The organism is Sphingomonas sp. BL-S-05, assembly GCF_055521695.1.
In genome coordinates this window covers 3,462,335-3,486,399 of the sequence record NZ_CM145499.1, presented here as the reverse complement: position 1 = coordinate 3,486,399, position 24,065 = coordinate 3,462,335, and the positions used below count along the sequence as shown (strand labels likewise).

Below are 24,065 nucleotides of genomic sequence, written 5' to 3'. Positions count from 1 at the left end.
CGATGACGACGCCGATGACCCTGTGGTGGCAGATGTGGACCGATGCCGCGCAGACCGGGCTGCGCCTGTGGGAGACGATGGCCGCCTCCGCCGTCGTTATCGACCGGCGGATGCCGATGATCGATGCCGGCATGCGCAATCCGTGGACCGCCGATCATGTCGAACTGACCGGCATGGTCACCGAAAAGGCGCAGGCATTTTCAAAGGCCGGCGATTCGCTGGCAAAGGACATGGCGGCGATGCAGGGGCTGTGGATGCAGACGATGCAGGACGCATGGTCGCTCGGCACCGCCGGCCGCGTGCCCTCCGCGCGCCGGATCGCCGCCGGACAGGACCGGGCGATGCGGCTGACCGCAGGCATGATCGGTGCGGGCGGGCGGGCGCTGACCCCGATCCATGCCAAGGCTACCGCCAATGCCAAGCGGCTGAGCAGCCCGAAAAGATAGTCTGTACGCAATCGGCGTTGAACCGTTCGCCGCGCGTAACGTTTATCCCGGCGAACCGTCTTTCAGGACCTCCGCCGTCATCTTGACCCAGCCCGCCCCCGCGTCAGTCGCGCCAGTCGAGCACCGGCCAGCCTTTCTTGCGCGCCAGCGCCTTCAGCGGGGCATGGGCGTTGACCGGGAACGGTTCGTCGGCCCAATCGAACACCGGCGCGTCGGAGACATGATCGCTGTAGAACCGCACCGCGACATCGCCGCGCGCGATCCCCTGTTCGGCGGCCCATGCCTCGATCGCGCGCAGCTTGGCCGCGCCGTAGCAATTCTCGCCATCGATCCGCGCCAGCACATTGCCGCCGGTCTCCTCGGCGCAATTGGTCGCGATCACCGCATCGAAGCCGAGCAGCGCGGCGATCTCCTGTGCGTAGAATCGGTAGGATGCGGTAGCGAGCACCAGCATCCGCCCCTCGGCCCGGTCGGCCTCGATCCGCGCGCGGGCGCCATCGAGCAGCCCGGTGGCGACCGTCGCCCGGGCAAAGGCGCGCGCCGTATCGGCCAGCCGTTCGCCCGGCACCGCACGGCCCAGCACCAGCCGGTGGGTCATCTCCTTCAACCGGTCGCGACCATAGAGGCGCAGGACATAGCCGGTGACGGCGATCCCCGCGATCGGCAGCAGCCACAAAGCCCCCCGCCCCCGTTCCTTCAACGCATGGCGCAGGAACGGCGTCCACGTCGCGACGCGGGTGATGGTCTTGTCCATGTCGTAGATGGCGAGATCGCGGTGGCGCATGGGAAAGGCGCGTACCACCTTGCCGCGACGCGGCAAATCGCCGATGGATGGTGGCGATGAGCGCTTCCGCCGATTTTTCGCACGACCGGGCCGATGGCGGCGACGTGCTGCGCTTCACCGGCAATCTGTCGCTTGCCCATGTCGGCGACCTGCCCGAACGATTGGGCGCGTTCGACGGCCGGGTGAGTCGCATCGATCTGTCGCAGGTCGATCGCATCGACACGGTCGGCGCGTGGCTGGTCCATCGCTTCGCCCGCGACCGCGACGTTGCGATCGAGGGGCTGAACGACGACAGCCGGCATCTGTTCGATCAGGTCGCCGCCGCCGACGATCCCGTCGTCCGCAAGGAAAAGGCGCTCAGCCCCCCGCTGCGCGTGCTCGAGGAAATCGGGGAGGCGGTGAGCGGCAGCGCGCGGCAGCTGCTCGGCCTGCTCGGCTTCATGGGCGCGACCGTCCTCGCCTTCCTGAACGTGCTGCGCCATCCCAAGCGGTTCCGCTTCAACGCGACGGTCCAGCGATTCGAGGTCGTCGGCGTCTCGGCGCTCGGCATCATCGGGCTGATGAGCTTCCTGATCGGCATGGTCATCGCGCAACAGGGCGCGGTGCAGCTTCGCCAGTTCGGCGCGGAGGTGTTCACAATCAACCTGATCGGGCGGCTGACGTTCCGCGAACTGGGCGTGCTGATGACCGCGATCATGGTCGCGGGGCGCTCCGGTTCGGCCTTCGCCGCGCAGCTCGGCACGATGAAGCTGACCGAGGAGATCGACGCGATGCGCACGATCGGCGTGTCGCCGATGGAAGCGCTGGTCCTGCCGCGCGTCATCGCCGCGATCGTGATGATGCTGCTGCTCGGCTTCTATGCCTCGATCATCGCGATCATCGGCGGCGGCCTGCTCAGCTGGGCGCAGCTTGGCATTCCGCCGATCACCTTCGTCACGCGCATCCGCGAAGTCGTGCCGATCACCGACCTCTATATCGGGCTCATCAAAGCTCCGGTGTTCGGCGCGATCATCGGCATCTCGGGATGTTTCCACGGAATGCAGGTCGAAAGCGACGCCGAACAGGTTGGCGGTCGCACCACCGCCGCCGTGGTGCAGGCGATCTTCCTCGTGATCGTACTCGACGCCTTCTTCGCCATCTTCTTCGCATGGATCGGCTGGATATGAGCGACGACAACGACGCCATCATCCGCGTGCGCGGCCTGAAGAACCAGTTCGGCGATCAGGTCATCCACGACAATCTCGACCTCGACGTGCGGCGGGGCGAGATCCTTGGCGTGGTCGGCGGATCGGGCACCGGCAAGTCGGTGCTGATGCGCTCGATCATCGGCCTCCAGACGCCTGCCGCCGGCACGATCGAGGTCTTCGGCGAAAACACGATCGGCCGCGAGGAAACCGAAGCGACCGAGATCCGCAAGAAATGGGGCGTGCTGTTCCAGGGCGGCGCGCTGTTCTCGACCCTGACCGTGGCCGAAAACGTGCAGGTGCCGCTCAAGGAATTCTACCCGAAACTCAAACCCGCCCTGCTCGACGAGCTTGCCGGGTACAAGGTCGTGATGACCGGCCTGCCCGCCAATGCCGGGCCGAAATATCCCAGCGAGTTGTCGGGCGGCATGAAGAAGCGCGCCGGTCTCGCCCGCGCGCTCGCGCTCGACCCGCAGTTGCTGTTCCTCGACGAACCGACCGCCGGGCTCGACCCGATCGGTGCGGCGGCGTTCGACGACCTGACCGCGTCGCTGCAAAAGACGCTGGGGCTGACTGTCTTCATCATCACCCACGACCTCGACACGCTGTACGCCATTTGCGACCGCGTGGCGGTGCTGGCCGACAAGAAGGTCATCGCCGTCGGCACGATCGACGAACTGCTCGCGCTGGACCATCCATGGATCCAGGAATATTTCAACGGACCCCGTGGCCGCGCCGCGACCGATGCGCAGGAACGCATCGCCGCCCGTGACCACGACCGCGACGCCGGCGCAGAACCGGCCTCGCTGCAAGCCCAGAGGCGCTGATGGAAACCCGGTCGAACCATGTCCTTGTCGGCGCGGTGGTGCTGATCCTGCTGGTCATGCTGGCGCTGTTCACCGTGTGGCTGGCCCGTGTCGGTGGCGGCCGCGAAAAGGAATATGACGTCTTCTTCAAACAGGCCGTTGATGGCCTGGCCAAGGGGTCGCCGGTATCCTTTTCGGGCGTACCCTCGGGCCAGGTCGAGGATATCGCGCTGTGGCCGAAGGACCCGCAATTCGTCCGCGTCCGCATCAAGGTGAAGGACGAGACCCCGGTCCTGCTCGGCACGACCGCGACGATCGTCGGCAGCTTCACCGGCGTGTCGACGATCACGCTCGATGGCGCGGTCAAGGGTGCGCCGCCGATCACCTGTCCGGAGACCAACGCCGAACAATCGTGCCCGATGGGCGTGCCGGTCATTCCGCCCAAAGCCGGCGGGGTCGCCGCGCTGCTCAGTTCGGCGCCGCAATTGCTCGAGCGCGTCACGACGCTGACCGAGCGGCTGGCCGACGTCCTGTCCGACCGCAACCAGAACTCGATCGCCGCGATCCTCGACAGCACCAACCGGCTGACCGACGCGCTGGCCGATCGCGGGCCGGAAATCGCCGCGACGCTGGCCGAGACGCGCGTCGCGATCCAGCGTGCCGGCATCGCGTCGCAACAGATCGGCGAACTGGCGGCGACGACCAACGGCGTGCTGGCCAATGATATCCAGCCGACGATCCAGCAATTGAACCGCACCATCGCCAGCGCGCAGAAGAGCGCCGACACGCTGAATGAAGCGATCGGCGATGCGAAGCCGGGGCTGCAGGCGTTCAGCAAGCAAACGATCCCCCAGGTCAACCAGCTGGTCGGCGACCTGCGCGCGATGACCGGTGCGCTCGCCTCGGTCGCGGAAAAGGTCGATCAGGGTGGCGCGACCGCGTTGGTCGGCCGCTCGAAGCTGCCCGACTACGACCCCAAGAAGTGATGCGGAAGACGAGGATGCACGCCATGAAGAAGCTGTCGGTTCTGCTGCTCCTGCCGCTTGCCGGGTGCATCCGCTTCGGTGCCGAACCGCCGCCTGCACTGCTGACATTGGCCCCCGCCGCCCCGATCGCGGCCGGCGCGACGCAAAGCTCGGCGCAGGCACGTTCGATCACGGTGCAGGTCCCGGTCGTGCCCCAGGAACTGGCGGTGACCCGCGTGCCGGTGCAGTCGAGCGCGACCAGCATCGCCTATGTCAAGGAAGCGCAATGGGTCGAACCGCCGGCGCGCCTGTTCGCCCGGCTGTTGTCCGACACGCTGACGTCGCGGGCGAACATGGTGGTGCTCAGCACGCGGCAGGGCTTTGCCGATCCGGGCGCTCAGTTGACCGGCGAGTTGCGCGAATTCGGCATCGACGCCGGACGCAGCGAAGCCGTCGTCGTCTATGACGCCACCCTGCAACGCGCCGGATCGACCGCCTTCGAAAAGCGCCGCTTCGAAGCCCGTGCGCCGGTCGCGACGATCGACGCGAACAGCGTGGGTCCGGCGATCAACCAAGCTGCGAACAACGTCGCCACCGCCGTCGCCGACTGGGTCCGGGGCTGATCCCGCACCGCCATGGCACTGCATAGCTGGCTGTTGTTCGTCGCCGCGGTGGTCGTGCTGTGTGGCACCCCTGGTCCGAACATGCTGCATGTCCTGACCCGCAGCGTCTCGCTCGGCTGGCGCGGCGCGCTGCCGGCGATGGCGGGCTGCCTGACCGCGCTCGTCGGGGTGCTTGCGGCATCGGCGGCGGGATTGGCGGCGCTGCTGACGGCGGTGCCGGGCCTGTTCGACGTGCTGCGCTATGCCGGTGCCGCCTATCTGGCATGGCTGGGCTATCGCGCGATCACCGCGCGATCGGCACCGATCGACGTCGCTGCTGACGCCATCCCGTCGCGTCACCTGTTCCGGGGCGGCTTTCTGGTCGGGATCAGCAATCCCAAGCTGTTGCTGTTCGCCACCGCCTTCCTCCCGCAATTCGTCGATCCGAACGGCTCGCAGCCGGTGCAGTTCGCGATCCTCGTCGCGACCTTCGCGCTGGTCGAATGCCTGTGGTACGCGGCCTATGCGATCGGCGGACGGTCGCTCGCCCGCCATCTGACCCGCCCACGCGTCCGCCGCTGGTTCGACCGCGCGACCGGTGGCATCTTCATCGGCTTCGGCGCAGCGCTCCTCGCCTCCCGCGCCTGACGCCTATTTGGTCGGCGTCCGCCGGACCGGCGGCATCGCATTGCAGATATCCGCGCCGCCCGCCGGTACTTCGAAAAAGGGCGGCTCGCGATTTTCACGGCCCTTCACCCATGCGGCGTAGCGGGCATTGTCCGCCGCCCGCACCTGAAAATGCGGTCGTTCGGCCGCTGGGATCTCGCTCGCCAGCCGCACCGACACGATCTGGGTGGGCGTCTGATCGGGCGCATAGAAGCCCATCGTGCCGGTACCGCGCGGCAAGGACGACAGATATTCGATCCCCTCCACCACGCGGCCGACCAGTGCGATGTTGCGGTCGAGATGGCGGGGGCCATGGCCGATCACCGCATAGAGTTCGGCGCCGCTGCCGGTGCTCGGCGCCATGTCGCGGCCGACGCCGACCATCGCATAGCAATGGGTCAGCCACGCTCCCTTGCCGTCGCTCGCCACCGGCCAACCATCGGCGCTATGCCCGCTCTTCGCCGCATAGGGATCGCGTCGCGTCATCTGCGTTACCGCGTCATAGCGGCCGGTGACATATTCGGCGGGCGGATTGGCGACGACTCCGGCGGGCAGCGGCTTCTTCTCGGTCACGTCGCCCCATTGCGCGACGTAATTGTCCTGCACCCGGTAGACCGAACTGCCATCCCACCAATGTGCCTGCGCCAGCTTACGCAGATTGTCGACATGGACCGGCGCGTAGCGCGGCGCCAGCCGGATCACGACCCGCTTGTCCCCCGCCAGCGTCATCACCAGCAATTCGTTGTCGGGAATCGCTCGCCAGTCGCTCTCGATCGGATCGGCCGGCATCGGCGGAGAGGCGGGGGCAGCGGCCTGAAGCAAAGCTGCGATCAGCGAGACGAAGTGCATGCGCCATCCTGCCACGCGCCACGTTGCCCCCGCAACTCCCGCTTGCACGAAACCCCGCCGCGCCCTAGGGAACCCACCTTCCGGCAATGCGGAGCGGTGGCCGAGTGGTCGAAGGCGCTCGCCTGGAAAGTGAGTATACGGCAAAACCGTATCGAGGGTTCGAATCCCTCCCGCTCCGCCACCTGGTCCCCCGATATATGCTTTCGTGGCAAATGTCGGCAAATCCGCCCGGTCGCAACCTTACCGTAGCGACACGCCATGCGCCGCCCATGCCTGACCGAGACGCCTTGCCGGCGAACATTTACATCCGCGGCAGCCGGCAGGATGATTCTCTCACCCTGCCGGTCCGCTCTCCTCAAAAACCCCGGCGCAGCGTCACGAACCACTGGCGCGGCGCGCCGGCGAGCAGCGTCTGGTTGTCGCCCCGCGCGGTGTAGCCGTTGGTGCCGACGGTCGCGATATACCGCCGGTTGGTCAAATTGTTGACGCTACCCTCAATCGCCAGCCCGTCTAGCACGCCCCCGATGCCGGTCAGGCGATAGCCGATGCTGGCATCGACCAGCAGCCGGGCACCGACCGACCGGTCGTTCAGATAGGTGAAGTAGCGCTTCGACATATAATCGCCGCCGACCCGGGTGAAGAAACGGTCGTCGTCATAGGCGATCTCGCCCTTCGCCATATGCTCGGGCGTATCGACCACGGTCTTGCCCGCGGTCGGTTGCAGCACCACGCCCGCCGCGTTGCGGACGTCGTCACGATAGGTCGCCTTGTTGTACGAATAGCTGGCGAACAGCGTCAGCGGACGCGCCACGCGATAGGTCGCGGCGAGTTCGGCGCCATAGCTTTCGACACTGCCGGCATTGTTCAGCGTCGGCGGGTTGCCGATGATCCCGGCGCCATTGGCGAAGGTCAGCAGCCGGTTCGCGAAATCGACATGATAGGCGACCGCCGACAATTGCAGCCCGCCCGAGCGCAGGCGCGCGCCGCCCTCGATCGTCTTCGAGGTTTCGGGCTTCAGCGTCGCGCGGATCGCGTTGAACCCGTTCTGCGTGGTCGCGAACGGACCGGTGGTCGCCGAGGAGACGAAGGCCCGCAGATTCTCGGTATAGCTGGCGAACAATTCCGCCCCGCCGCCAAGGCGGAACAGTGCCGACGCCTGTGGCAGGAACCAGTCGCGCGCCTTGATCTCACCGACGACCAGCGTGCCGGTCCGCAGATTGGCGGCGTTGTTCACGCGCAGCCCCTTCCACCCGCCATTCAGCGTCAGCGCGCCGAGGTAGAGCGTATCCGCGACGTGATATTGCAGCGTCTCGGTGTCGTACTTGCCGTCCCATTGGGTGCGATAGGCATTGGCCTGGAAATCACGCGCATTGCGGTTGGGCGACGCGGCGTCGTTCATTCCGTAGAAGCGGCGCGCCTGTTGAAAGCTGTTGGTCTCGTACCACAGGCCGATCTCGATCCGGTTGTCGCCGGTGGTCAGCGCCATGCGCGTCTGGTTGCCGGCACGGTCGATGCCATATTCGGTGGTACGGAAGCCGAGCGGCGAGGCGAGGCCGCTGGTCGAGGTCGCCGAAGCCGGCAGCGCGGTGCCATCGGGGCCGAGCGCGCCCGCCGGGGTCGGCGAATAGGGCGTGATCCACGACCCCTGCCCCTTGTTGTGATGATAATAGGCGGTCGAGGTCAGCGACAATTCGGGCGTCAGCTTCGCATCGACGGTCAGCCCGCCCAGCCAGTCGCGGCGCAGACCGGCGGCGTCGTAATAGGCATCGTCGACCGTGCCGAACCCGGTCGGGAAGGTGAAGCCCGCTCCGGTCCAGGGTGCCACGAAGCCGGTCGTCGAGCCGCCATTGGCGGCGGCATAGGCGCTCTGCGCCGCCTGATTCTGGTACACGCGGCCGATCTGCAACGCGGTCGGATAGTCGTTCGAGATATTGTCGGCACGCAGACTGCGACGGGCGATGATGTCGTAGCTGAGATCCTGATAGTCGTTTTCGCGCCGGTCGGAGAAATTGACGAACGCGGTGATGCTGCCACGCGTATCGATTTCCTTGACCAGCTTGGCATTGGCCTGGTGCTGGCGCTGCACGCCGAAGCCCTTCCACTTGTCGGTGCCGAGATAGCCATAGGACAGATAGCCCATCAGCCCGCCGCCCAGGTCGCCGCTGTCGATCCGCGCGAAGGCCCGGACGGTATCATTGCTGCCATAGGTGCCCGATGCGACGACATCGGCGGTGTCGGACGGCTTGCGGCTGACGAATTCCAGCGTCCCGCCCAGATTGCTGGTCGAAGCGGTGCCGAGCGCACCGGCACCCTGTGCGACGGTCGTCGTCGCGATGTTTTCGGACAGGATCGCACGGCTGATGTGCAGGCCGTTGACGTTGCCATAGCTCATGTCGCCGAGCGGCACGCCATCGAGGGTGAAGCCCAGCTGGTTCTGGTTGAAGCCGCGCAGCGAGATGCGGGTCGACCATTCATAGGCACCGAACGCGTCGGCGGACTGGAAATTGACGCCGGGCAGCTTGGCCGCCGCCTTCAGCGGCGACGTACCGGGGGTCAGGCGCTCCATGTCGACCGCTGAGATCGTCTGCACCTGTCGGGTCTGGCCGAAGCCGAGGACGACGATCTCATCGCCCTCGACCGGGGCCGCTTCGTCGACATCGGGTGCGGCAGTCGCTGCCACGACGACGGGTTCCTGCGCATGCGCGGAAGATGCGATAAGGGCGATGGGCGCGGCGCCGAGCAGCCACAAGCGTGCAGTCATGATATTCCCCCCGGACGTGCTGAACTGCCGTCCTTTCGGGGCGCGCCCTGCGATGCGTTGGTTAATCCTGCGCGACGGATCGATGACCTGTCGGTGACAATCTCCGTCGGTACGCCGACGTCCTCGAAAAACGGGCGGGAGCAGTCCCCCGCCCGGTTTCCCTTCATGCGTCGACAATCCCCTTCGACCGATCGGTCGTCACGCGGTGGCGCGCGGCGACGGTGCGGGTGAACGGTTTCGCCATGACGCTCGACACCGCGACATGCTCGGTCACGACCGCATCGGGGGTCAGCGTTAGCAGCGAATAGCCCTTGCGATCCTGATCGCAGAACAGGACCTCGCGGTTCGTTTCCGCCACCAGCGCACCGATACCGGGCAGCAGCGCGCCATAGGACGGGCTGGTAATCGCGGTGCAGCCGAACTCGACCGCGGCCAGCCGCCCGCCCGCGTCATACAGGTCGTTCGACCATGCGGCGTGGCTGTCGCCCGACAGCACCACCGGTCGGCTGCCGGCCCGGGCAAAGGCGGCGTAGAGCCGCTCGCGCGCCGCCGGATAGCCGTCCCACGAATCGAGGCTGAACGGCACCCCCGCACGATAGCCCGCGACCAGTGCCGGCAGGCGCTCGCGAAAGGAGGCGGGCATCGTCGCCAGCGCCGCTTCATAGCGCTCGCGGCCCATCATTACCGGCAGATCGGGTCCGGCGACGCGCGCCATCACCACCTGATTGCCCAGCAACTGCCACGGTTTCCCCGCCGCGACCGATTGCGACAGCATCTGTTCGAGCCAGCGCTGCTGCTCGGCACCCAGCATCTCGCGGTCGGGTCGGGCGCGCGTCGCCAGCACGGCGGCAACCTCGTTCGGCTCGGGTGCCTCCCCCTTGAACGCGGCCTGTTGCGACCGCGCCAGCAACCGCGTCTCGACCATCGCCAGGGTCGCGAGATCGCCGAATTCGAAGCTGCGATAAATCGCTTCGCGCCCCAGCCCGCGCCGGGATTCGCGGATCGGCATCCATTCGAAATAGGCCTGCATCGCTGCCGCCTTGCGCGCGGTCCAGTCGCCCTCGGTCGCGGGATCGTGATTCTCCGCCCCACCGACCCAGCCATCATTGGCGACCTCGTGATCGTCCCAGACACAGATGAATGCCGCACGGGCATGCGCCGCCTGCATATCGGGGTCGGACTTCACCTGCGCATGGCGGCGGCGATAATCGTCGAGCGCAACGATCTCGTGCGGCGGATCGGGCAGCCGCCCCAGCTTACGGCCGATATCCGCGCCATAGCCATCGGCGCCATATTCATAGATATAGTCGCCGAGATGCAGGACCGCATCGAGCTGCGGCAGCGCCGCCATGTCGGCATAGGCGTTGAACAAGCCGCCGGGATAGAGCTGGCATGAGGCGATGGCGATCACCAGCCGGTCGACCTTCCCCTGCGGCAGCGTGCGGAACCGCCCGACCGGCGAGCACGTCCCGTCGGGCGCGGTGAACCAGAAATGATAGTCGCGACCGGGGGCGAGGCCGGTCGCCTCGACCTTCGCCGTATGGTCCGCCGCCGCCCGCGCCGTGACGCGTCCCGAACGATAGGGCTTGGCATCGGGCGTTTCGGCGACGTGCCAGTCGAGCGCGACGTCCCCCGCCCCCGTATCGACGGTCGCGCGGGTCCACAGCACCGCGCCGTCCGTCGCCGGATCGCCGCTGGCGACCCCGTGGTCGAACCGCGCCGTCCGCACCGTCGTTGCGGTGGCCGCCGCTCCCGGCACCAGCATCCCCGCCCCGCCGCCGATCAGCGCCAATGCGCCGCGTCGTCCGATCATCGTCATCGTCGTGATTCCTTTAAAAACGGGGGGACAGCCGGGCGCCGTAGAAGCGCGGCTCACTGGGGAGGAAGGCCGGAATGCCGAAGCCGCCGCCGCTATTGCCGGCGCTGAGCAGATCATCCCGGTCGAAGGCGTTGCGCAGGAACTTGACCGAAAGCGTGATCGGCACATCCCTGGCGCGCTGTGCGATGTGCTGTGCGGCGACGATGATGTCGTTGCTGCTTGCGTCCTCGGCGTCCGCGTCGGGCTGTGTCGATGCCTGCGCCGACGCGGCCGGCATGGCGAGGCAGGATGCCGGCACCAGCGGTATGAAGGAAAATCCGATACGCGTGACCATGTCTGCCCCTTTGCGATACAGGACAACCCACTGACGGCGCATGATGAAGGCCATGCGACGATGGCGTGACGCGGCGGTTACACTGCGGGACGCATGCCGTCGCGATCGGTGGCGAGCGGTACCGCCCACTGCCCGGCATATACCGTAACCGATGGGTCGCAGTTCTCAGATTGACGGTGCGGGCGATTTCTTGTGTTGCACAACGACCTAGCGGGAGGCCGTGTGTACGATGGAGGAACCGCCGCGGCACGGCGGCGCAAGTTCCTCGACGAACGTGGGGCGATCAACAGCTACACGACCCGTGCTGGTGTCGATCGAATTGCGGTCACAGACCGAAGACGTGCTGAACGAGTTCGAGGAAGCGGTGGTACGCTGCCCGTCGATGAGCCTTTGCAGTTTCGTGTCGGGCGACACCGATTTCGTGATGATGGTGCATGTGCGTTCGTTCGGCGATTACGACCGGGTCTATCGCAGCAAATTATCGAAGCTGCCGGATGGCGCGCAAATCCGCAGCGACCGCATTGCTCTTAGCCGGATATGTCGCCGGACACTGGACCCCGGCGTGCGGAACGTCCATCGTCCGGCGAGGCTGCCGCATCCAACGCGGCACGGCCGAGCCGGCATCCGATTTCCCGCAACGCCGTAGAGTGATGCATGTCCCAGTTGAATTGCGAGTTGCTGGACCTGCGCGCGCTCCTCGCCGTGGCGGAGGGCAAGAGTTTCCTGCGCGCGGCGGAACAGCTCAACCTGTCGCAGCCGGCGCTAAGCCGGCGAGTGCAGAAGCTGGAGGCGATGGTCGGCACGCCGCTCCTCGAACGGACGACCCGCAGCGTCCGGCTGACCCCCGCAGGGCAGGAGATCGTGCCGTTGCTGCGGCGGTTGCTGGAGGAAGTCGACCATTCGCTGCTGGGCATGATGGCGCTGGGCGAGCGACGCGCCGGGCGGCTGACCGTCGCCAGCATCCCCAGCGCGACGGTGCGGTTCCTGCCCGACGTGCTGGAACAGTTCGGGCAGGAATATCGCAACGTCCGCGTCCGCGTGCTCGACCTGTCGGCGACCGAATGTGCCGAGGCGGTGCGGACCGGCGAGGCGGAGTTCGCCATCACCCTGCCGGTGCTGTCGGATGCCGACCTGTCGTTCGAGCCGCTGACCGACGATCCCTATGGCCTGGTCTGCCGACGCGACGATCCGCTGGCGGAGATGCCCGCACCGGGTTGGGCCGACCTTACGGGCATGCGGTTGGTGACGGTGCATATGGGCAGCGGCAACCGGACCGCGCTCGACGCCGGGCTGGCGCGGGCGGGGATCGAGTTGCGCTGGTTCTACGAAGTGACGCGGCTGACTTCGGCGCTGGCGCTGGTGCAGGCGGGACTCGGGCCATCGGTGCTGCCGCGCCTCGCCTGCGAGGGGCCGGAGGCGCGCGATCTGGTGTGGCGGCCGCTGGCCGGGGCGGAGGTCGTGCGGACGATCGGCGTGCTGCGCCGCGCGTCGGCGACGCTGTCGCCGACCGCGACCCGGCTGATGGCGCTACTCGCCGCGGCGTGGGGACGGTAGCGCGGGGCGGACCCCGCTCCACCGGGTGACCAGCAGCGACGCGGCGACATTGGCGGTACCGCTGGTCAGCGCACGGATTTCGGACAGGAAGCGGTCGATCGCGATCAGCAGCGCCGCCGCGCCCACGGGCACGTCGGGCAGCAGCGACAAGGTCAGCAGCAGCGCCGAAAAGCCGCTGCCCGTGACCCCCGCCGCCGCCTTCGACGTGATGAACATCACCGCGAGATAGGTAAGGATACGTGCGGGCGAGAGGGTCACGTCGACCGCTTCGGCGAGGAACAGCGTCGCGACGATCAGGTAGACGGCGGTGCCGGCGAGGTTGAGCGAATAGCCGAGCGGTACGGTCAGCCCGACGATGCCGCGCGGACAGCCCATCGCCTCGAGCTTTTCGATCAGGCGCGGCAGCACGACCTCGGTCGAGGAGGTGCCGAGGACGATCAGGATTTCGTCGCGGAACAGGCGCCACAGGCCGCCGGGACCGATGCCGGTCGCCAGCCTTATCGCCAGCAGCAGCCCGGCGACCAGCAGGCCGCAGGCGAGCGCCAGCGTCGCCACCAGCACGCCGAGCGATCCGATGAAGCCGATACCATAAGTGCCGACGGTAAAAGCAATAGCACCGAAGGCGCCGACCGGGGCGGCGCGGATCAGGAAGCCGAAGATCGCGAACTGCAACCGCGTCAGCGCCTCGATCCCGCGGACGATCGGTGCGCCCGCTTCGCCGATGCGCAGCAGGCCGAAGCCGACCAGCGCGGCGACGAACAGGACCGGCAGGACGTCGCCGGCGGTGAAGGCGGAGAACAGCGTGTCGGGGACGATATGGAGCAGGAAATCGCCCGGCCCGGCGATCGAGCGCGCGCGGACCTGTTGCGCGACGAGGTCGAGCGTCGCGGCGTCGGGGGCGAGCACCAGCCCCTCGCCCGGATGGAGGACCAGCGCGGCGCCCAGCCCCAGCCCGAGCGCGGCAAGGGTAATTGCGAGGAACATCAGGACGCTGCGCAACACGGTCGCGCCGGTGTCGCGCGCCGCGCCGTGGCGCACGATCCCCTCGACGATCGTGCAGAACAGGACGGGCGGCACCATCATCCGCATCGCCTTCACAAAGGCGATGCCGAGCGGACCCAGCGCGCGGCCGAGGTCGGGCAGCCAGACGCCGATCAGCGTACCAGCCGCGATCCCCAGCAGCATCTGCACCCAAAGGTGACGAAGGTTACGCGTAGCGACCGTCCTTTCGCGACTATTTATGCGTCTGACGCATAAAGCGGCTCGATCATTGCATTTGATCGAAAGGCCGCCGGTGCTGCTTAGTGTCGCATACGGCACGCCGGCTCAAGCCTTTGCCGCCACGGGAATCCGCCGGAGAGCGGGACGAACGAGAGGTGTTCATGCACGATCCACTATCCAGGCCGATGGCCGTCCTGTCGCGGCGCACCGCGCTGTTCCTGGGACTTGCCGCGCTGATCGGCTTCCAGACCGGCGATGCCACCGCGCAGCGCCGCCCCCGCGAACTCCATGTCTTCACCTCGGGCGGGTTCACCGCCGCGTTCGAGGCGCTGGCCAAGCAATATGAACGCGATACCGGCGTCCATATCGTCACCGAACACGGGCCGTCGATGGGCGACACGCCACAGGCGATCCCCAATCGCCTGGCGCGCCACGAAGCCGCCGATGTCGTCATCCTCGCGCGCAGCGGGCTCGACAAGCTGGCCGAACAGAAGGTCGTGACGCCCGGAACCACGGTCGATCTGGGCCTGTCCAAGATCGCGGTCGCGGTCAGGACGGGCGCGCCCACCCCGAACATCACCACCCCCGAAGCGCTGCGATCGACGCTGCTGACCGCCAAGTCGGTGGCGTGGTCGGACAGCGCATCGGGCGTGTATATCCAGTCGGCGATGCTCGACCGGCTGGGCATCGCCGATCAGGTCCGGCCCAAGGGGCGGATGATTCCCGCCACCCCGGTCGGCAAGATCGTCGCCGACGGTCAGGCCGAGATCGGGTTCCAGCAGCTGAGCGAACTCAAGCCCGTCAAGGGCATCCGAATCATCGGCCTGCTGCCCGACACGTTGCAGAAGGTCACGCCCTTCTCGGCCGGTGTCGTCGCCTATTCCCCGCATCAGGCCGAAGCACGCGCGCTGATCGCCTATCTCGCCTCCCCCAAAGCCCACCGGCAGATCCGCGACAGCGGCCTCGAACCGGTCGTCGCAAAGGTGACACCATGACCCAAGCCATCCCCTATCCCGCCGACAGCGCGGGCGCCGCGCCGCCGATTTCGGCCGAGCGGAAAAAGTCGGCATTCAAGTCGATCTTCATCGTCGCCAGCGGCAACTTCCTCGAAATGTTCGACTTCATGGTGTTCGGCTATTACGCCACCTACATCGCGAAGGCGTTCTTCCCGACCGGCAGCGAGTTCGCGTCGCTGATGCTGACGCTGATGACCTTCGGCGCCGGATTCCTGATGCGTCCGGTCGGTGCGCTGGTGCTGGGTGCCTATATCGACCGGCACGGGCGACGGCAGGGCTTGCTGCTGACGCTGGGACTGATGGCGCTGGGCACGCTCGCCATCGCGGTCACGCCGACCTATGAACAGATCGGCCTTGCCGCGCCGATCATCATCCTGATCGGGCGACTGGTCCAGGGCCTGTCGGCGGGTGTCGAGGTCGGCGGCGTGTCGGTCTATCTGAACGAGATCGCGCCGCCCAACCGCAAGGGCTTCTTCACCTCATGGCAGTCGGCCAGCCAGCAGGCGGCGGTGGTGTTCGCCGCGCTGATCGGGTTGCTGGTGTCGACCAACCTGTCGCCCGACACGATGCAGGCATGGGGTTGGCGCATCCCGTTCATCATCGGCTGCGTGATGATCCCGTTCCTGTTCGTCATCCGTCGCCACATGGAGGAGACCGAGGCGTTCCTGAACCGCAAGGAGCATCCGCAACTCGGCCAGATCCTGCGGACCATCGGCGGCAATTGGGGCGTGGTGGTGCAGGGTACGCTGATGGCGGTGATGACGACCGTCTTCTTCTACATGATCACCGCCTATACCCCGACCTTCGGCAGCAAGGTGTTGTCGCTCAGCCCCGGCGAAAGCCTGTTCGTCACCGCCTGTGTCGGCATCACCAACTTCGTGCTGCTGCCGGTGATGGGCGCGCTGTCGGATCGGGTCGGGCGTCGGCCGCTGCTGATCACCGCGACGGTGCTGGGCGCGGTGCTTGCCTATCCGCTGATGAGCTGGCTGGTCGCGTCGCCCAGCTTCGGGCGGCTGCTCGCGGTCGAACTGCTGCTCGCGGCGATCTATGCGACCTATAATGGTGCCTTCATCGTCTATTTGACCGAAGTCATCCCGGCGCATGTCCGCACCGTCGGCTTCAGCCTCGCCTACAGCCTTGCCACCGCGATCTTCGGCGGGTTCACCCCGGCGATCAGCACCGCGCTGATCGGCGCGACCGGCGACAAGGCGATCCCCGGCGCATGGTGCGCCGCCGCCGCGATCCTGTCGCTCCTCGCGCTGTTGATCGGCAGTGCGCGGGCGCGGCGCAAGGCGGGGTGATCGGACGGACATGCCCCGGCAGACGCCGGGATATGTCGGCACGGCAGTTTCACCACCGCGCGCCGGATCCCCACCAACCGTCGTCATTCCGGCGAAGGCGAGACCTCTGCGATAGGCCGCTTCGCCGTATCCCCGCGAAGGCGGGGATCCAGGGCCACATCCGCAAACCTCTGTTCTGCCTGGCTCTGAGCCCCCGCCTTCGCGGGGGTACGGGAGGGTTCAGGGATACGGTGAAGCGGACTTTTCGCCCCCCTTTGCGGGAACGACGACCCGCTGCGAGCGGCACGGCCGCCGCGCTTCCCCCATTCGGAGAAATCCCATGTTTCGTGCCAGCCTGTTGGCCACGAGCCTGTTGATCGCCGCGCCGGCAGCGGCGCAGGACGCCGATGTCGCGACGCTGGCCCGGCTGGTCCGCGAACAGGCCGCCCGGATCGAACGCCTCGAAGCGCGGCTGGCCGCGGTCGAAGGCACCGCTACCCCCGCGACCGATCCGGCGACGCCACAAATGGCGCAGACCACGCCGCCGGTCCGCACCCCCGCCCCGCTCGGCCAGTCGCTGCCGTCCGACGCGCATCCGCCGTCGCTGGAGGCGCGGATGGCGCGGGTCGAGCGGGCACAGCGCGAAAATGCGCATGTCGACTGGTCGAAGGGCACGCCCGAATTCGTCAGCGCCGATGGCGCGCTGAGCTTCCGTCCGCGCGGTCGCATCCTGATCGACATGGGCTCCACGACCGGCAGCGACGTGGCGACCCGCAACGTGACCGCGACGCAGGCGCGGTCGCTCCGCCTCGGCATCGAGGGGACGTTCGGCAAGCATCTGTCCTATCTGCTCGAAGGCGATTTCGCCGATAACGAGGTGGCGATCAAATCGGCCTATCTCGCCTGGACCACCGGATTCCTGGGGCAGCAGGCGGAGTTCGCGCTTGGCAACCGGCTGAACGATCGCGGGCTGGACGGGTCGAGCGGCACGATCGCGGTCCCGTTCCTCGAACGCAATGTCGTGGCGCAGGGCATCATCCCGGCGCGGGGCTTTTTCGGACTCGGTGCGGCGGCCCGCATCTATGGCAAGGGCTGGCATGTCGGCGTGCAGCTGTCGGGGGACGATATCGCCAACCCCGGCACGGCGGGCGACGGGCTGACCATCGCGGCGCGCGCGCACTGGAACCCGGTTCGCACCGACGACTGGCTGGTGCATCTGGGGCTATGGGGTTTCCACGAACGGCTGGCGAGCGATGTCAGCCGCCCGACGCGCAGCATCGCCGTCGGCGGCTTCTACAACGACAATCTGCGGATCGCGCCGGGCAGTTTCCCCGGTCCGGTGGCGGGCGATGGCTATGGCGTCGAACTCGGCACCTTCCACCATTCGCTCTGGGCCTATGCCGAGGCGGGCAGCCGGCGATTGGAAAATCGCGCGGGCGACACCACCCATCAGAACGCATGGGCGGTACAGGGCGGCTGGTTCCTGACCGGCGAGACGCCGCCCTATCTGACGCGGGGCGGGGTGTGGAGCCGGCCAAAGGTGCTGCGGCCCTTCACCACCGGCGGCAGCGGTGCGGTCGAACTGGCCGCGCGATACGAGGAGCTGGACTATAGCGACAATCCGACCGCCGGGCGCGGGACGGCATTGACGCTGGGCGTGAACTGGTACCTCAACAATTTCGTCCGGCTGCAACTGAACGCGATCGACTGGATGCTGGCCAACCCGGTCGCGGGCGCGATAGCGCGCGACCATGGCCGGAGCCTGATCGGACGGGCGCAAATCGCGTTCTGATGCGTTCAAGGTTGCAGTGCAGCAACGAGTGGGACGGCATGGGGTCGCGACGCGGTAGATTGGCGACGACGATGGCGGATGCGGGCGACGGGGTCCCGCCGGGCAGCGGCCTGTCGGACGTCACCGATGCCCGGCCCGCAGCGGCGCGCGGCTATCGCGTGATCGCGCTGGTGGTGGCGTCGGCACTGTTCATGCAACAGCTCGACGGCACGGTGCTGACGATCGCGCTGCCGACCATGGCGCGCGATCTGGGCGTGCCCGCCACCAATCTCAGCCTTGCGCTGACCAGCTATCTGCTGTCGCTGGCGCTGTTCATTCCGGCGAGCGGGACGCTGGCCGACCGGTTCGGGTCGCGGACGATCTTTTGCGGTGCGATCGGCGTGTTCCTGCTCGGGTCGATCCTGTGTGCACAGGCGGGGTCACTACCGATGCTGGTCGCGGCGCGCTTCCTGCAGGGTATCGGCGGGGCGATGATGGTGCCGGTCGGGCGGCTGGTCCTGCTGCGCAGCGTGCGACGCGAGGACATGGTGCAGGCGCTGTCATGGCTGGTCATGCCCGCACTGGTCGGGCCGATCCTCGGGCCGCCGCTGGGCGGGTTGATCGTGACATGGCTCGACTGGCGCTGGATCTTCTATCTCAACATTCCGATCGGCATCGCCGGCATCCTCGGCGCGCTGACGCTGATCCCCGACATTCGCGGCGACGGGCCGCAGCGGTTCGATGCGGGCGGGTTCGTCCTGTCGGGGATCGCGCTGGGGTGCCTGTTGTTCGGGTTCGAACTGGCGAGCCGGGCGGGGACCGGCTGGATCGCGCTGGCGCTGATCGGGTTCGGGCTGGCCGCCGGATACGCCTATATCCGCCATGCGCGGCGCGCCGCCGACCCGATCCTCGACCTGCGACTAATGCGGGTGCCGACCTTTCGCCTGTCGGTGATCGGCGGGTCGCTGACGCGGATCACGCAGGGGGCGCAGCCGTTCCTGCTGCCGCTGATGTTCCAGATCGGGTTCGGCCTGACGGCGGCGACGACCGGCACGATCACCATGGCGACCGCGATCGGCGCGCTGGCGATGAAGGCGCTGGCGCCGCGCGTGCTGCGCCGTTTCGGTTTTCGTCGCAGCCTGATCGTATCGGGGCTGGTGAGCAGCCTCGGCTATGCCACCTGCGCGTTGTTCCGGCCCGACTGGCCGGTCGCGGCGATCATCGGCGTGCTCGCCCTGTCCGGCTTCTTCACCTCGTTCCAGTTCACCGGCTACAATGCCATCGCCTATGCCGAGGTCGCGGACGAGCGGATGAGCGCGGCGGCTAGCTTCTATGCGACGTTCCAGCAGCTCATGCTGTCGCTCGGCATCTGCGTCGCGGCGACGGTGCTGGAGGTCGGCACGCTGGCCCGCGGCGGGGGTGCGCCGACCCTCGCGGTCTTCTCGACGTCGTTCATGGTCGTATCGGCGATCTCGGCCGCGGCGTTCTTCTGGAACCGGCAGTTCGCGACGGACGCCGGCGACACGATGAGCGGCCATCGCGGCTAGGGGCCGATGCCTATCCGGCCACGCCCAGCTGCGACAGCATGAACGCCTGCCATTCGGCCTTCTGGCGAAGGCGTTCGAACCGGCCGGACTTGCCGCCATGCCCCGCCTCCATGTCGATGCGGAACAGCAGCGGGTTGGCGTCGGTCTTGCGCTCGCGCAGCCTCGCGACCCATTTGGCGGGTTCGTAATATTGCACCTGGCTGTCCCACAGCCCGGTGCCGACATAGAGCGCCGGATACGCCTGTGCCGCGACATTGTCGTAGGGCGAGTAGCTCAGCATATAATCGTAATAGGGCTTGTCCGCCGGGTTGCCCCATTCGTCATATTCGAAGGTCGTGAGCGGGATCGACGCGTCGAGCATCGTCGTGACGACGTCGACAAAGGGGACCTGCGCGACCATCACCTTGTAATCCTGCGGCGCCATGTTGGCGACCGCGCCCATCAGCAGCCCGCCGGCACTGCCCCCCATCGCGGCGACGCGCCCCGGGGCGGCATATTTCTGCGCGACCAGATAGCGGGTGACGTCGATGAAATCGGTGAAGCTGTTCTTCTTCTTGAGCAGATGGCCGTCGTCATACCAGCGGCGGCCCATTTCCTGACCGCCGCGGATATGCGCGATGGCATAGACCACGCCGCGATCGAGCAGCCCGATCTGTCCCGGATCGACCGACGGATCGGTCGAATAGCCGTAGCTGCCATAGGCATATTGGAACAGCGGCGCGGTACCGTCGCGCTTCAGGCCCTTGCGATAGACGAGCGAGACGGGGATGCGCGTCCCGTCGCGGGCCGGCGCCCATAGCCGTTCGGTGACGTAGTTCGACGGATCATAGCCCGGTACCGGCGTTACCTTCAGCGTCCGGCGCTCGCCGGTCCGCGCGTTGATCTCGAAGGTCGTCGTCGGTGTGACCAGCGAGCTGTAGGTGTAGCGGACCCAGGGCGTATCCGGCTCCTCGTTCGTCGACAGGCCCATGCGATAGGCGGGTTCGCCCGCCTGCACCGGGACCGATCGGCCGGTATCGGTCAGCAGGCGGATCATGCGGTTGCCGCCCTCGCGCTGGTCGATCGCGACGAAGCCGGCGAACGGCTTGAAATCCTCGATGAACACCGTGTCGCTGGCCGGCACCAGATCGCGCCACGCGGCGACGCCGCTTGCCGCATCCCGGTCGGCAAGCGTCACCAGCTTGTAGTTCAGCGCGTCCCGGTTGGTCCGGATGATCCAGCGCTCGCCCAGATGGTCCGCACCATAGCGAAACTCGCGGCGGCGGGGCGCGATCACGGTGAACGCGTCCGGCCGGGTCGCAGGCGCGCAACGCTGTTCGTCGCTGACCGTGCTCTGGACGGTGATGCAGACATAGCGATCGTCGGTGGTCCGGCCGATCGTCATCTGGAAAGTGTCGTCCTTCTCCTCGTACAGCATCCGGTCGGCGCTGACCGGGGTGCCGAGAGCATGCGCCATCACCCGGTAGCCGCGAAGCGTCACCGGGTCCTTCGCGATATAGAGGATCGTGCGGTTGTCGCCGGCCCAGACGATATTGGGTTCGATGTTCGAAACCGTATCGGCATGGACCTGGCCGGTCGCGATATCCTTTACCTTCAGCACATATTGCCGCCGCCCGACCGTATCTTCGGCCCAGGCGACCATCCGGTTGTCGGGACTGACCGACCAGTTCGACAGCGCGAAGAAACTATGCCCCTTGGCCATGGCGGGCTGATCGAACAGCACCGCCGGGGCGGCGGTCGCGCTGCCCCGACGCCGTTCGATCACCGGATAGTCGGCACCGGTCGCGAAACGCGACCCATACCAATAGCCGTTCTTCAGGAACGGGACGCTGCTGTCGTCCTGCTTGATATGCGCGACGGCCTCTTCGTAGAGTTTCGTCTGGAGCGGCTTGAGCGCGGCCAGTTGCGCGTCGGCATAGGCATTCTCCGCCGCCAGATAGGCCAGCATGTCCGGCCGCTTGCGGCTGTCGTCGCGCAGCCAGTAATATTCATCCGCCCGCGTGCCGTTCGGCGAGGTCACCTGATACGGTTTCTTCGCGGCGACCGGCCCGCGCGGCCCCGCCCCTTGCGCGAACGCCGGAACCGCCAGCGACACCAGCATCATCGCCGTCACCCACCGCATTCTCATGGTCCTGTCCCCGAAGCATCGTCGAGCGGGAGGATGACCGGGCCGGGCGAGCAACGCAAGGGCGCCCGATCCGGTGGTTAGGCACCGGATCGGGCGGGCATCGGCTATTTCGCGACCGTTGCCGTCCCGTCGGTCGCGATGCGCGATCCGTCGGCGTTGAGGCCCAAGTCGCGCAGCAGCGGGCCGACCTGCGGATCGGCGCCGTTGAAGTTGCGGAACATGGTCGCGTAATCCTCTGTATGGCCCTTGGACAGGATCAGGTCGCGGAAGCGCTGGCCATTGGCGCGGGTCAGGCCGCCATGCCGACCGAACCAGTCGAACGCGTTCGCGCTCAGCATCTTGGTCCAGCTATAGGCGTAATAGCCCGCCGCATAACCGTTGCCCCAGATGTGCAGGAAGTAGGTCGAGCGATAGCGCGGGGGCACGTCGGCAATGTCCAGCCCGGTCGCGGCCAGCGCCTTCGCCTCGAACGCATCGGCGTCCTGCACCCCGTCCGCGGCGGTCAGCGAATGCCAGCTCATGTCCATCTCGGCGGCGGCCAGCGCCTCGCCGAACGAATAGCCCGAATTGAACGTGCCGGCGCGCTTGATCTTGTCGATCAGGGTCTGCGGAATGATCTGTCCGGTGCGGTAATGCACCGCGTAATGCGGCAGGATCTTGGGATCGAGCGCCCAATGTTCGTTGAACTGCGACGGAAACTCGACGAAGTCGCGCGCGGTGTTGGTGCCCGAGATGCTCGGATAGGTCTGGTTCGCGAACAGGCCGTGCAGCGCATGGCCGAATTCGTGGAACATGGTCGTCACGTCGTCGAAGCTGATCAGCGCAGGCTGTCCGGCGGCGGGTTTGGTGAAGTTGGCGACGTTATAGATGACCGGCTTCGTGCCAAGCAGTTTCGACTGGTTGACGAAGTTCGACATCCACGCGCCGCCATTCTTGTTGTCGCGTTTCCACAGGTCGAAATACATCAGCCCTACGGGCGTGCCGTTCGCCTCCAGCACCTCATAGACGCTGATGTCGGGATGATAGACCGGAATGTCGGTCCGCCGCTTGAAGGTCACGCCGTAAAGCTGGTTGGCGGCATAGAACACGCCGTCGGTCAGCACCTTGTCGATTTCGAAATAGGGCTTCAGTTCGTCCTGGTTGAGGTCGTAGCGCGCCTTGCGGACCTGTTCGGAATAGAAATCCCAGTCCCATGGCTTAAGCTGGAAATCGCCGCCGGTCGCGGCGATCTGTGCCTGCAACTCGGCCGCCTCGCGCCGCTGCTCGGCGGCGACCGGCGTGCCCAGGCGCTGCATGAAGCCCAAAGCGGTCTGGGGGTTCTGCGCCATCTGGTCCTGCAGCACGTAATCGGCCCAGGTCTTGAAACCGAGCAGCTTCGCCTTTTGCGCACGCAGCGCCGCGATCTGCACGATCGTCGCGCGGGTATCGTTGGCATCGCCCTTCGCCGCGCGGGTCCAGCTGGCGTTGAACAGCGCCTCGCGCGTCGCACGATTCTTCAGCGTCGCCAGTTCGGGTTGCTGCGTCGTGTTCTGCAACGTCAGCACATATTTGCCGGCCAGCCCGCGCGCCTTCGCCGCATCGGCCGCCGCGGCGATCTCACCCTCCGACAGTCCGTCGAGCTTCGCCCGGTCGTCGACCACCAGCGCGCCGGCCTTCGCCGCGGCGAGCAGCTTCTGCTGGAACGCGGTCTCCAGCGTCGAGAGTTGCGCGTTATAGCCGCTCAGCGTCTTCTTGTCGGCAGGCGACAGCAGCGCGCCGGCGCGGACCATGCCCTGATAGGTGAGCGTCAGCACCTGCAACTGTTCGGCGTTCAGGCCCAGCGACTGGCGCTGGTCGTACAGCGTCCGCACCCGCGCGAACAGGGCGGGGTCGAGGTTGATCGCGTCCTGATGCGCAGCGAATTCGGGGGCGAGTTCGGCCTGCGTGCGTTGCAGCGTGTCGTCGGTATTGGCGCCGACGACGCCGTAGAAGGCGAGGCTGGCGCGTTCGAGCAGCCGGCCCGACCGCTCCATCGCCGCGATCGTGTTGTCGAAGGTCGGCGCGCTGCGGGCGCGGGTGATCGCGGCGATCTCCGCGCGTTGTTCGGCCATGCCCGCACGGATCGCCGGGCCGTAATCGTCGCTCTTGACCCGGTCGAACGGCGGCGCCTGGAACGGCAGCGTGCTCGCGCGCGCGAACGGATTGGTCGCGGGTAGCGGCGCGGCGATGGCGGTGGTCGACAGCATCAGGATCGTGGCGGCGGCGGTAACGGGAAACAGGCGCATGACGGCTCCGTCGGTACAAGGATGGCGACGGTGTCGCACCGCCGGCTTCGTCCCGCAATGGCCGCCGA

General features: G+C 67.1%; 20 protein-coding genes and 1 tRNA gene. 13 read left to right on the top strand and 8 right to left on the bottom strand.

Annotated features, from left to right (window positions below):
- The first annotated feature begins 2 nt into the window (after positions 1–2).
- Complete coding sequence (locus ACZ1JS_RS16185; RefSeq protein WP_465166945.1) at positions 3–446, top strand: hypothetical protein; 444 nt, start codon at positions 3–5, stop codon at positions 444–446.
- 103 nt (positions 447–549) lie between these two features.
- Here the strand turns inward: ACZ1JS_RS16185 and ACZ1JS_RS16180 are convergent, their stop codons facing one another.
- Positions 550–1,230, bottom strand: coding sequence for an HAD family hydrolase (locus ACZ1JS_RS16180; RefSeq protein ID WP_465166944.1), 681 nt, complete (start codon positions 1,228–1,230; stop codon positions 550–552).
- A 56-nt stretch (positions 1,231–1,286) separates the two neighbouring features.
- Here ACZ1JS_RS16180 and ACZ1JS_RS16175 point away from each other — a divergent pair, with 56 nt between their 5' ends.
- The 5 genes from ACZ1JS_RS16175 to ACZ1JS_RS16155 are packed head-to-tail and all read left to right on the top strand — an operon-like array spanning position 1,287 to position 5,435.
- Positions 1,287–2,396: an MlaE family lipid ABC transporter permease subunit gene (locus ACZ1JS_RS16175; protein ID WP_465166943.1), complete on the top strand. Its 1,110-nt coding sequence runs from the start codon at positions 1,287–1,289 to the stop codon at positions 2,394–2,396.
- Positions 2,393–3,241 carry an ABC transporter ATP-binding protein gene (locus ACZ1JS_RS16170; protein ID WP_465166942.1) on the top strand — a complete coding sequence of 283 codons (849 nt, stop codon included), beginning with the start codon at positions 2,393–2,395 and terminating at the stop codon, positions 3,239–3,241. The genes ACZ1JS_RS16175 and ACZ1JS_RS16170 overlap by 4 nt, the downstream gene beginning before the upstream one ends.
- A complete protein-coding gene (locus ACZ1JS_RS16165) occupies positions 3,241–4,206 on the top strand; it encodes an MlaD family protein (protein WP_056453616.1) in 966 nt (321 codons plus the stop codon). The genes ACZ1JS_RS16170 and ACZ1JS_RS16165 overlap by 1 nt, the downstream gene beginning before the upstream one ends.
- 23 nt (positions 4,207–4,229) lie before the next feature.
- Positions 4,230–4,808 carry an ABC-type transport auxiliary lipoprotein family protein gene (locus ACZ1JS_RS16160; RefSeq protein ID WP_465166941.1) on the top strand — a complete coding sequence of 193 codons (579 nt, stop codon included), beginning with the start codon at positions 4,230–4,232 and terminating at the stop codon, positions 4,806–4,808.
- A 12-nt stretch (positions 4,809–4,820) separates the two neighbouring features.
- Positions 4,821–5,435, top strand: coding sequence for a LysE family translocator (locus tag ACZ1JS_RS16155; protein WP_465166940.1), 615 nt, complete (start codon positions 4,821–4,823; stop codon positions 5,433–5,435).
- Positions 5,436–5,438: 3 nt separating this feature from the next.
- On the opposite strand, the gene ACZ1JS_RS16150 is transcribed toward ACZ1JS_RS16155, so the two are convergent.
- The gene (locus tag ACZ1JS_RS16150; protein WP_465166939.1) at positions 5,439–6,302 is read right to left on the bottom strand and encodes a peptidylprolyl isomerase; all 864 of its coding nucleotides are present in this window, start codon (positions 6,300–6,302) and stop codon (positions 5,439–5,441) included.
- Positions 6,303–6,392: 90 nt separating this feature from the next.
- Here ACZ1JS_RS16150 and ACZ1JS_RS16145 point away from each other — a divergent pair.
- Positions 6,393–6,483: transfer RNA gene (locus ACZ1JS_RS16145), tRNA-Ser, on the top strand.
- Between the two features lie 174 nt (positions 6,484–6,657).
- On the opposite strand, the gene ACZ1JS_RS16140 is transcribed toward ACZ1JS_RS16145, so the two are convergent.
- From ACZ1JS_RS16140 to ACZ1JS_RS16130, 3 genes are all read right to left on the bottom strand, one after another.
- Positions 6,658–9,063 carry a TonB-dependent receptor domain-containing protein gene (locus tag ACZ1JS_RS16140; RefSeq protein WP_465166938.1) on the bottom strand — a complete coding sequence of 802 codons (2,406 nt, stop codon included), beginning with the start codon at positions 9,061–9,063 and terminating at the stop codon, positions 6,658–6,660.
- Positions 9,064–9,226: 163 nt separating this feature from the next.
- Positions 9,227–10,882 (bottom strand): alkaline phosphatase D family protein, encoded by a 1,656-nt coding sequence (locus tag ACZ1JS_RS16135; RefSeq protein WP_465166937.1) that lies wholly within the window; start codon positions 10,880–10,882, stop codon positions 9,227–9,229.
- 13 nt (positions 10,883–10,895) lie between these two features.
- Positions 10,896–11,270: a hypothetical protein gene (locus tag ACZ1JS_RS16130; RefSeq protein ID WP_465166936.1), complete on the bottom strand. Its 375-nt coding sequence runs from the start codon at positions 11,268–11,270 to the stop codon at positions 10,896–10,898.
- A 253-nt stretch (positions 11,271–11,523) separates the two neighbouring features.
- Between ACZ1JS_RS16130 and ACZ1JS_RS16125 the strand changes: the two genes are divergently transcribed.
- The gene (locus tag ACZ1JS_RS16125) at positions 11,524–11,862 is read left to right on the top strand and encodes an Lrp/AsnC ligand binding domain-containing protein (RefSeq protein ID WP_465166935.1); all 339 of its coding nucleotides are present in this window, start codon (positions 11,524–11,526) and stop codon (positions 11,860–11,862) included.
- Positions 11,863–11,870: 8 nt separating this feature from the next.
- Complete coding sequence (locus ACZ1JS_RS16120) at positions 11,871–12,770, top strand: LysR family transcriptional regulator (protein ID WP_465166934.1); 900 nt, start codon at positions 11,871–11,873, stop codon at positions 12,768–12,770.
- Here ACZ1JS_RS16120 and ACZ1JS_RS16115 read toward each other — a convergent pair.
- Complete coding sequence (locus tag ACZ1JS_RS16115; RefSeq protein ID WP_465168722.1) at positions 12,744–13,955, bottom strand: cation:dicarboxylate symporter family transporter; 1,212 nt, start codon at positions 13,953–13,955, stop codon at positions 12,744–12,746. The two genes, ACZ1JS_RS16120 and ACZ1JS_RS16115, sit on opposite strands and share 27 nt — an antisense overlap.
- 221 nt (positions 13,956–14,176) lie before the next feature.
- On the opposite strand from ACZ1JS_RS16115, the gene ACZ1JS_RS16110 reads away from it, so the two are divergent.
- The 4 genes from ACZ1JS_RS16110 (at position 14,177) to ACZ1JS_RS16095 (ending at position 19,605) form a co-directional block, all read left to right on the top strand.
- The gene (locus tag ACZ1JS_RS16110) at positions 14,177–14,986 is read left to right on the top strand and encodes a substrate-binding domain-containing protein (protein WP_465166933.1); all 810 of its coding nucleotides are present in this window, start codon (positions 14,177–14,179) and stop codon (positions 14,984–14,986) included.
- Positions 14,983–16,308 carry a tricarballylate/proton symporter TcuC gene (gene tcuC, locus ACZ1JS_RS16105; RefSeq protein ID WP_465166932.1) on the top strand — a complete coding sequence of 442 codons (1,326 nt, stop codon included), beginning with the start codon at positions 14,983–14,985 and terminating at the stop codon, positions 16,306–16,308. Before ACZ1JS_RS16110 ends, tcuC begins: the two co-directional genes overlap by 4 nt.
- 319 nt (positions 16,309–16,627) lie before the next feature.
- The gene (locus ACZ1JS_RS16100; RefSeq protein ID WP_465166931.1) at positions 16,628–18,079 is read left to right on the top strand and encodes an OprO/OprP family phosphate-selective porin; all 1,452 of its coding nucleotides are present in this window, start codon (positions 16,628–16,630) and stop codon (positions 18,077–18,079) included.
- A 38-nt stretch (positions 18,080–18,117) separates the two neighbouring features.
- Complete coding sequence (locus tag ACZ1JS_RS16095; protein ID WP_465168721.1) at positions 18,118–19,605, top strand: MFS transporter; 1,488 nt, start codon at positions 18,118–18,120, stop codon at positions 19,603–19,605.
- Between the two features lie 10 nt (positions 19,606–19,615).
- On the opposite strand, the gene ACZ1JS_RS16090 is transcribed toward ACZ1JS_RS16095, so the two are convergent.
- Together ACZ1JS_RS16090 and ACZ1JS_RS16085 are read right to left on the bottom strand one after the other, a co-directional pair.
- Positions 19,616–21,733, bottom strand: a complete 2,118-nt coding sequence (locus ACZ1JS_RS16090) for a S9 family peptidase (RefSeq protein ID WP_465166930.1) — start codon at positions 21,731–21,733, stop codon at positions 19,616–19,618.
- Positions 21,734–21,837: 104 nt separating this feature from the next.
- Entirely contained in the window at positions 21,838–23,997 is a 2,160-nt protein-coding gene (locus ACZ1JS_RS16085; protein WP_465166929.1) for a M3 family metallopeptidase, read from the bottom strand.
- Between the last annotated feature and the right edge of the window lie 68 nt (positions 23,998–24,065).

Coding starts and splice junctions, on each gene's coding strand:
- ACZ1JS_RS16185 (WP_465166945.1), top strand. CDS start 3: ATGACGACGCCGATGACCCTGTGGTGGCAGATGTGGACCGATGCCGCG.
- ACZ1JS_RS16180 (WP_465166944.1), bottom strand. CDS start 1,230: ATGCGCCACCGCGATCTCGCCATCTACGACATGGACAAGACCATCACC.
- ACZ1JS_RS16175 (WP_465166943.1), top strand. CDS start 1,287: ATGAGCGCTTCCGCCGATTTTTCGCACGACCGGGCCGATGGCGGCGAC.
- ACZ1JS_RS16170 (WP_465166942.1), top strand. CDS start 2,393: ATGAGCGACGACAACGACGCCATCATCCGCGTGCGCGGCCTGAAGAAC.
- ACZ1JS_RS16165 (WP_056453616.1), top strand. CDS start 3,241: ATGGAAACCCGGTCGAACCATGTCCTTGTCGGCGCGGTGGTGCTGATC.
- ACZ1JS_RS16160 (WP_465166941.1), top strand. CDS start 4,230: ATGAAGAAGCTGTCGGTTCTGCTGCTCCTGCCGCTTGCCGGGTGCATC.
- ACZ1JS_RS16155 (WP_465166940.1), top strand. CDS start 4,821: ATGGCACTGCATAGCTGGCTGTTGTTCGTCGCCGCGGTGGTCGTGCTG.
- ACZ1JS_RS16150 (WP_465166939.1), bottom strand. CDS start 6,302: ATGCACTTCGTCTCGCTGATCGCAGCTTTGCTTCAGGCCGCTGCCCCC.
- ACZ1JS_RS16140 (WP_465166938.1), bottom strand. CDS start 9,063: ATGACTGCACGCTTGTGGCTGCTCGGCGCCGCGCCCATCGCCCTTATC.
- ACZ1JS_RS16135 (WP_465166937.1), bottom strand. CDS start 10,882: ATGACGATGATCGGACGACGCGGCGCATTGGCGCTGATCGGCGGCGGG.
- ACZ1JS_RS16130 (WP_465166936.1), bottom strand. CDS start 11,270: ATGGCCTTCATCATGCGCCGTCAGTGGGTTGTCCTGTATCGCAAAGGG.
- ACZ1JS_RS16120 (WP_465166934.1), top strand. CDS start 11,871: ATGTCCCAGTTGAATTGCGAGTTGCTGGACCTGCGCGCGCTCCTCGCC.
- ACZ1JS_RS16115 (WP_465168722.1), bottom strand. CDS start 13,955: ATGCTGCTGGGGATCGCGGCTGGTACGCTGATCGGCGTCTGGCTGCCC.
- ACZ1JS_RS16110 (WP_465166933.1), top strand. CDS start 14,177: ATGGCCGTCCTGTCGCGGCGCACCGCGCTGTTCCTGGGACTTGCCGCG.
- tcuC (WP_465166932.1), top strand. CDS start 14,983: ATGACCCAAGCCATCCCCTATCCCGCCGACAGCGCGGGCGCCGCGCCG.
- ACZ1JS_RS16100 (WP_465166931.1), top strand. CDS start 16,628: ATGTTTCGTGCCAGCCTGTTGGCCACGAGCCTGTTGATCGCCGCGCCG.
- ACZ1JS_RS16095 (WP_465168721.1), top strand. CDS start 18,118: ATGGGGTCGCGACGCGGTAGATTGGCGACGACGATGGCGGATGCGGGC.
- ACZ1JS_RS16090 (WP_465166930.1), bottom strand. CDS start 21,733: ATGAGAATGCGGTGGGTGACGGCGATGATGCTGGTGTCGCTGGCGGTT.
- ACZ1JS_RS16085 (WP_465166929.1), bottom strand. CDS start 23,997: ATGCGCCTGTTTCCCGTTACCGCCGCCGCCACGATCCTGATGCTGTCG.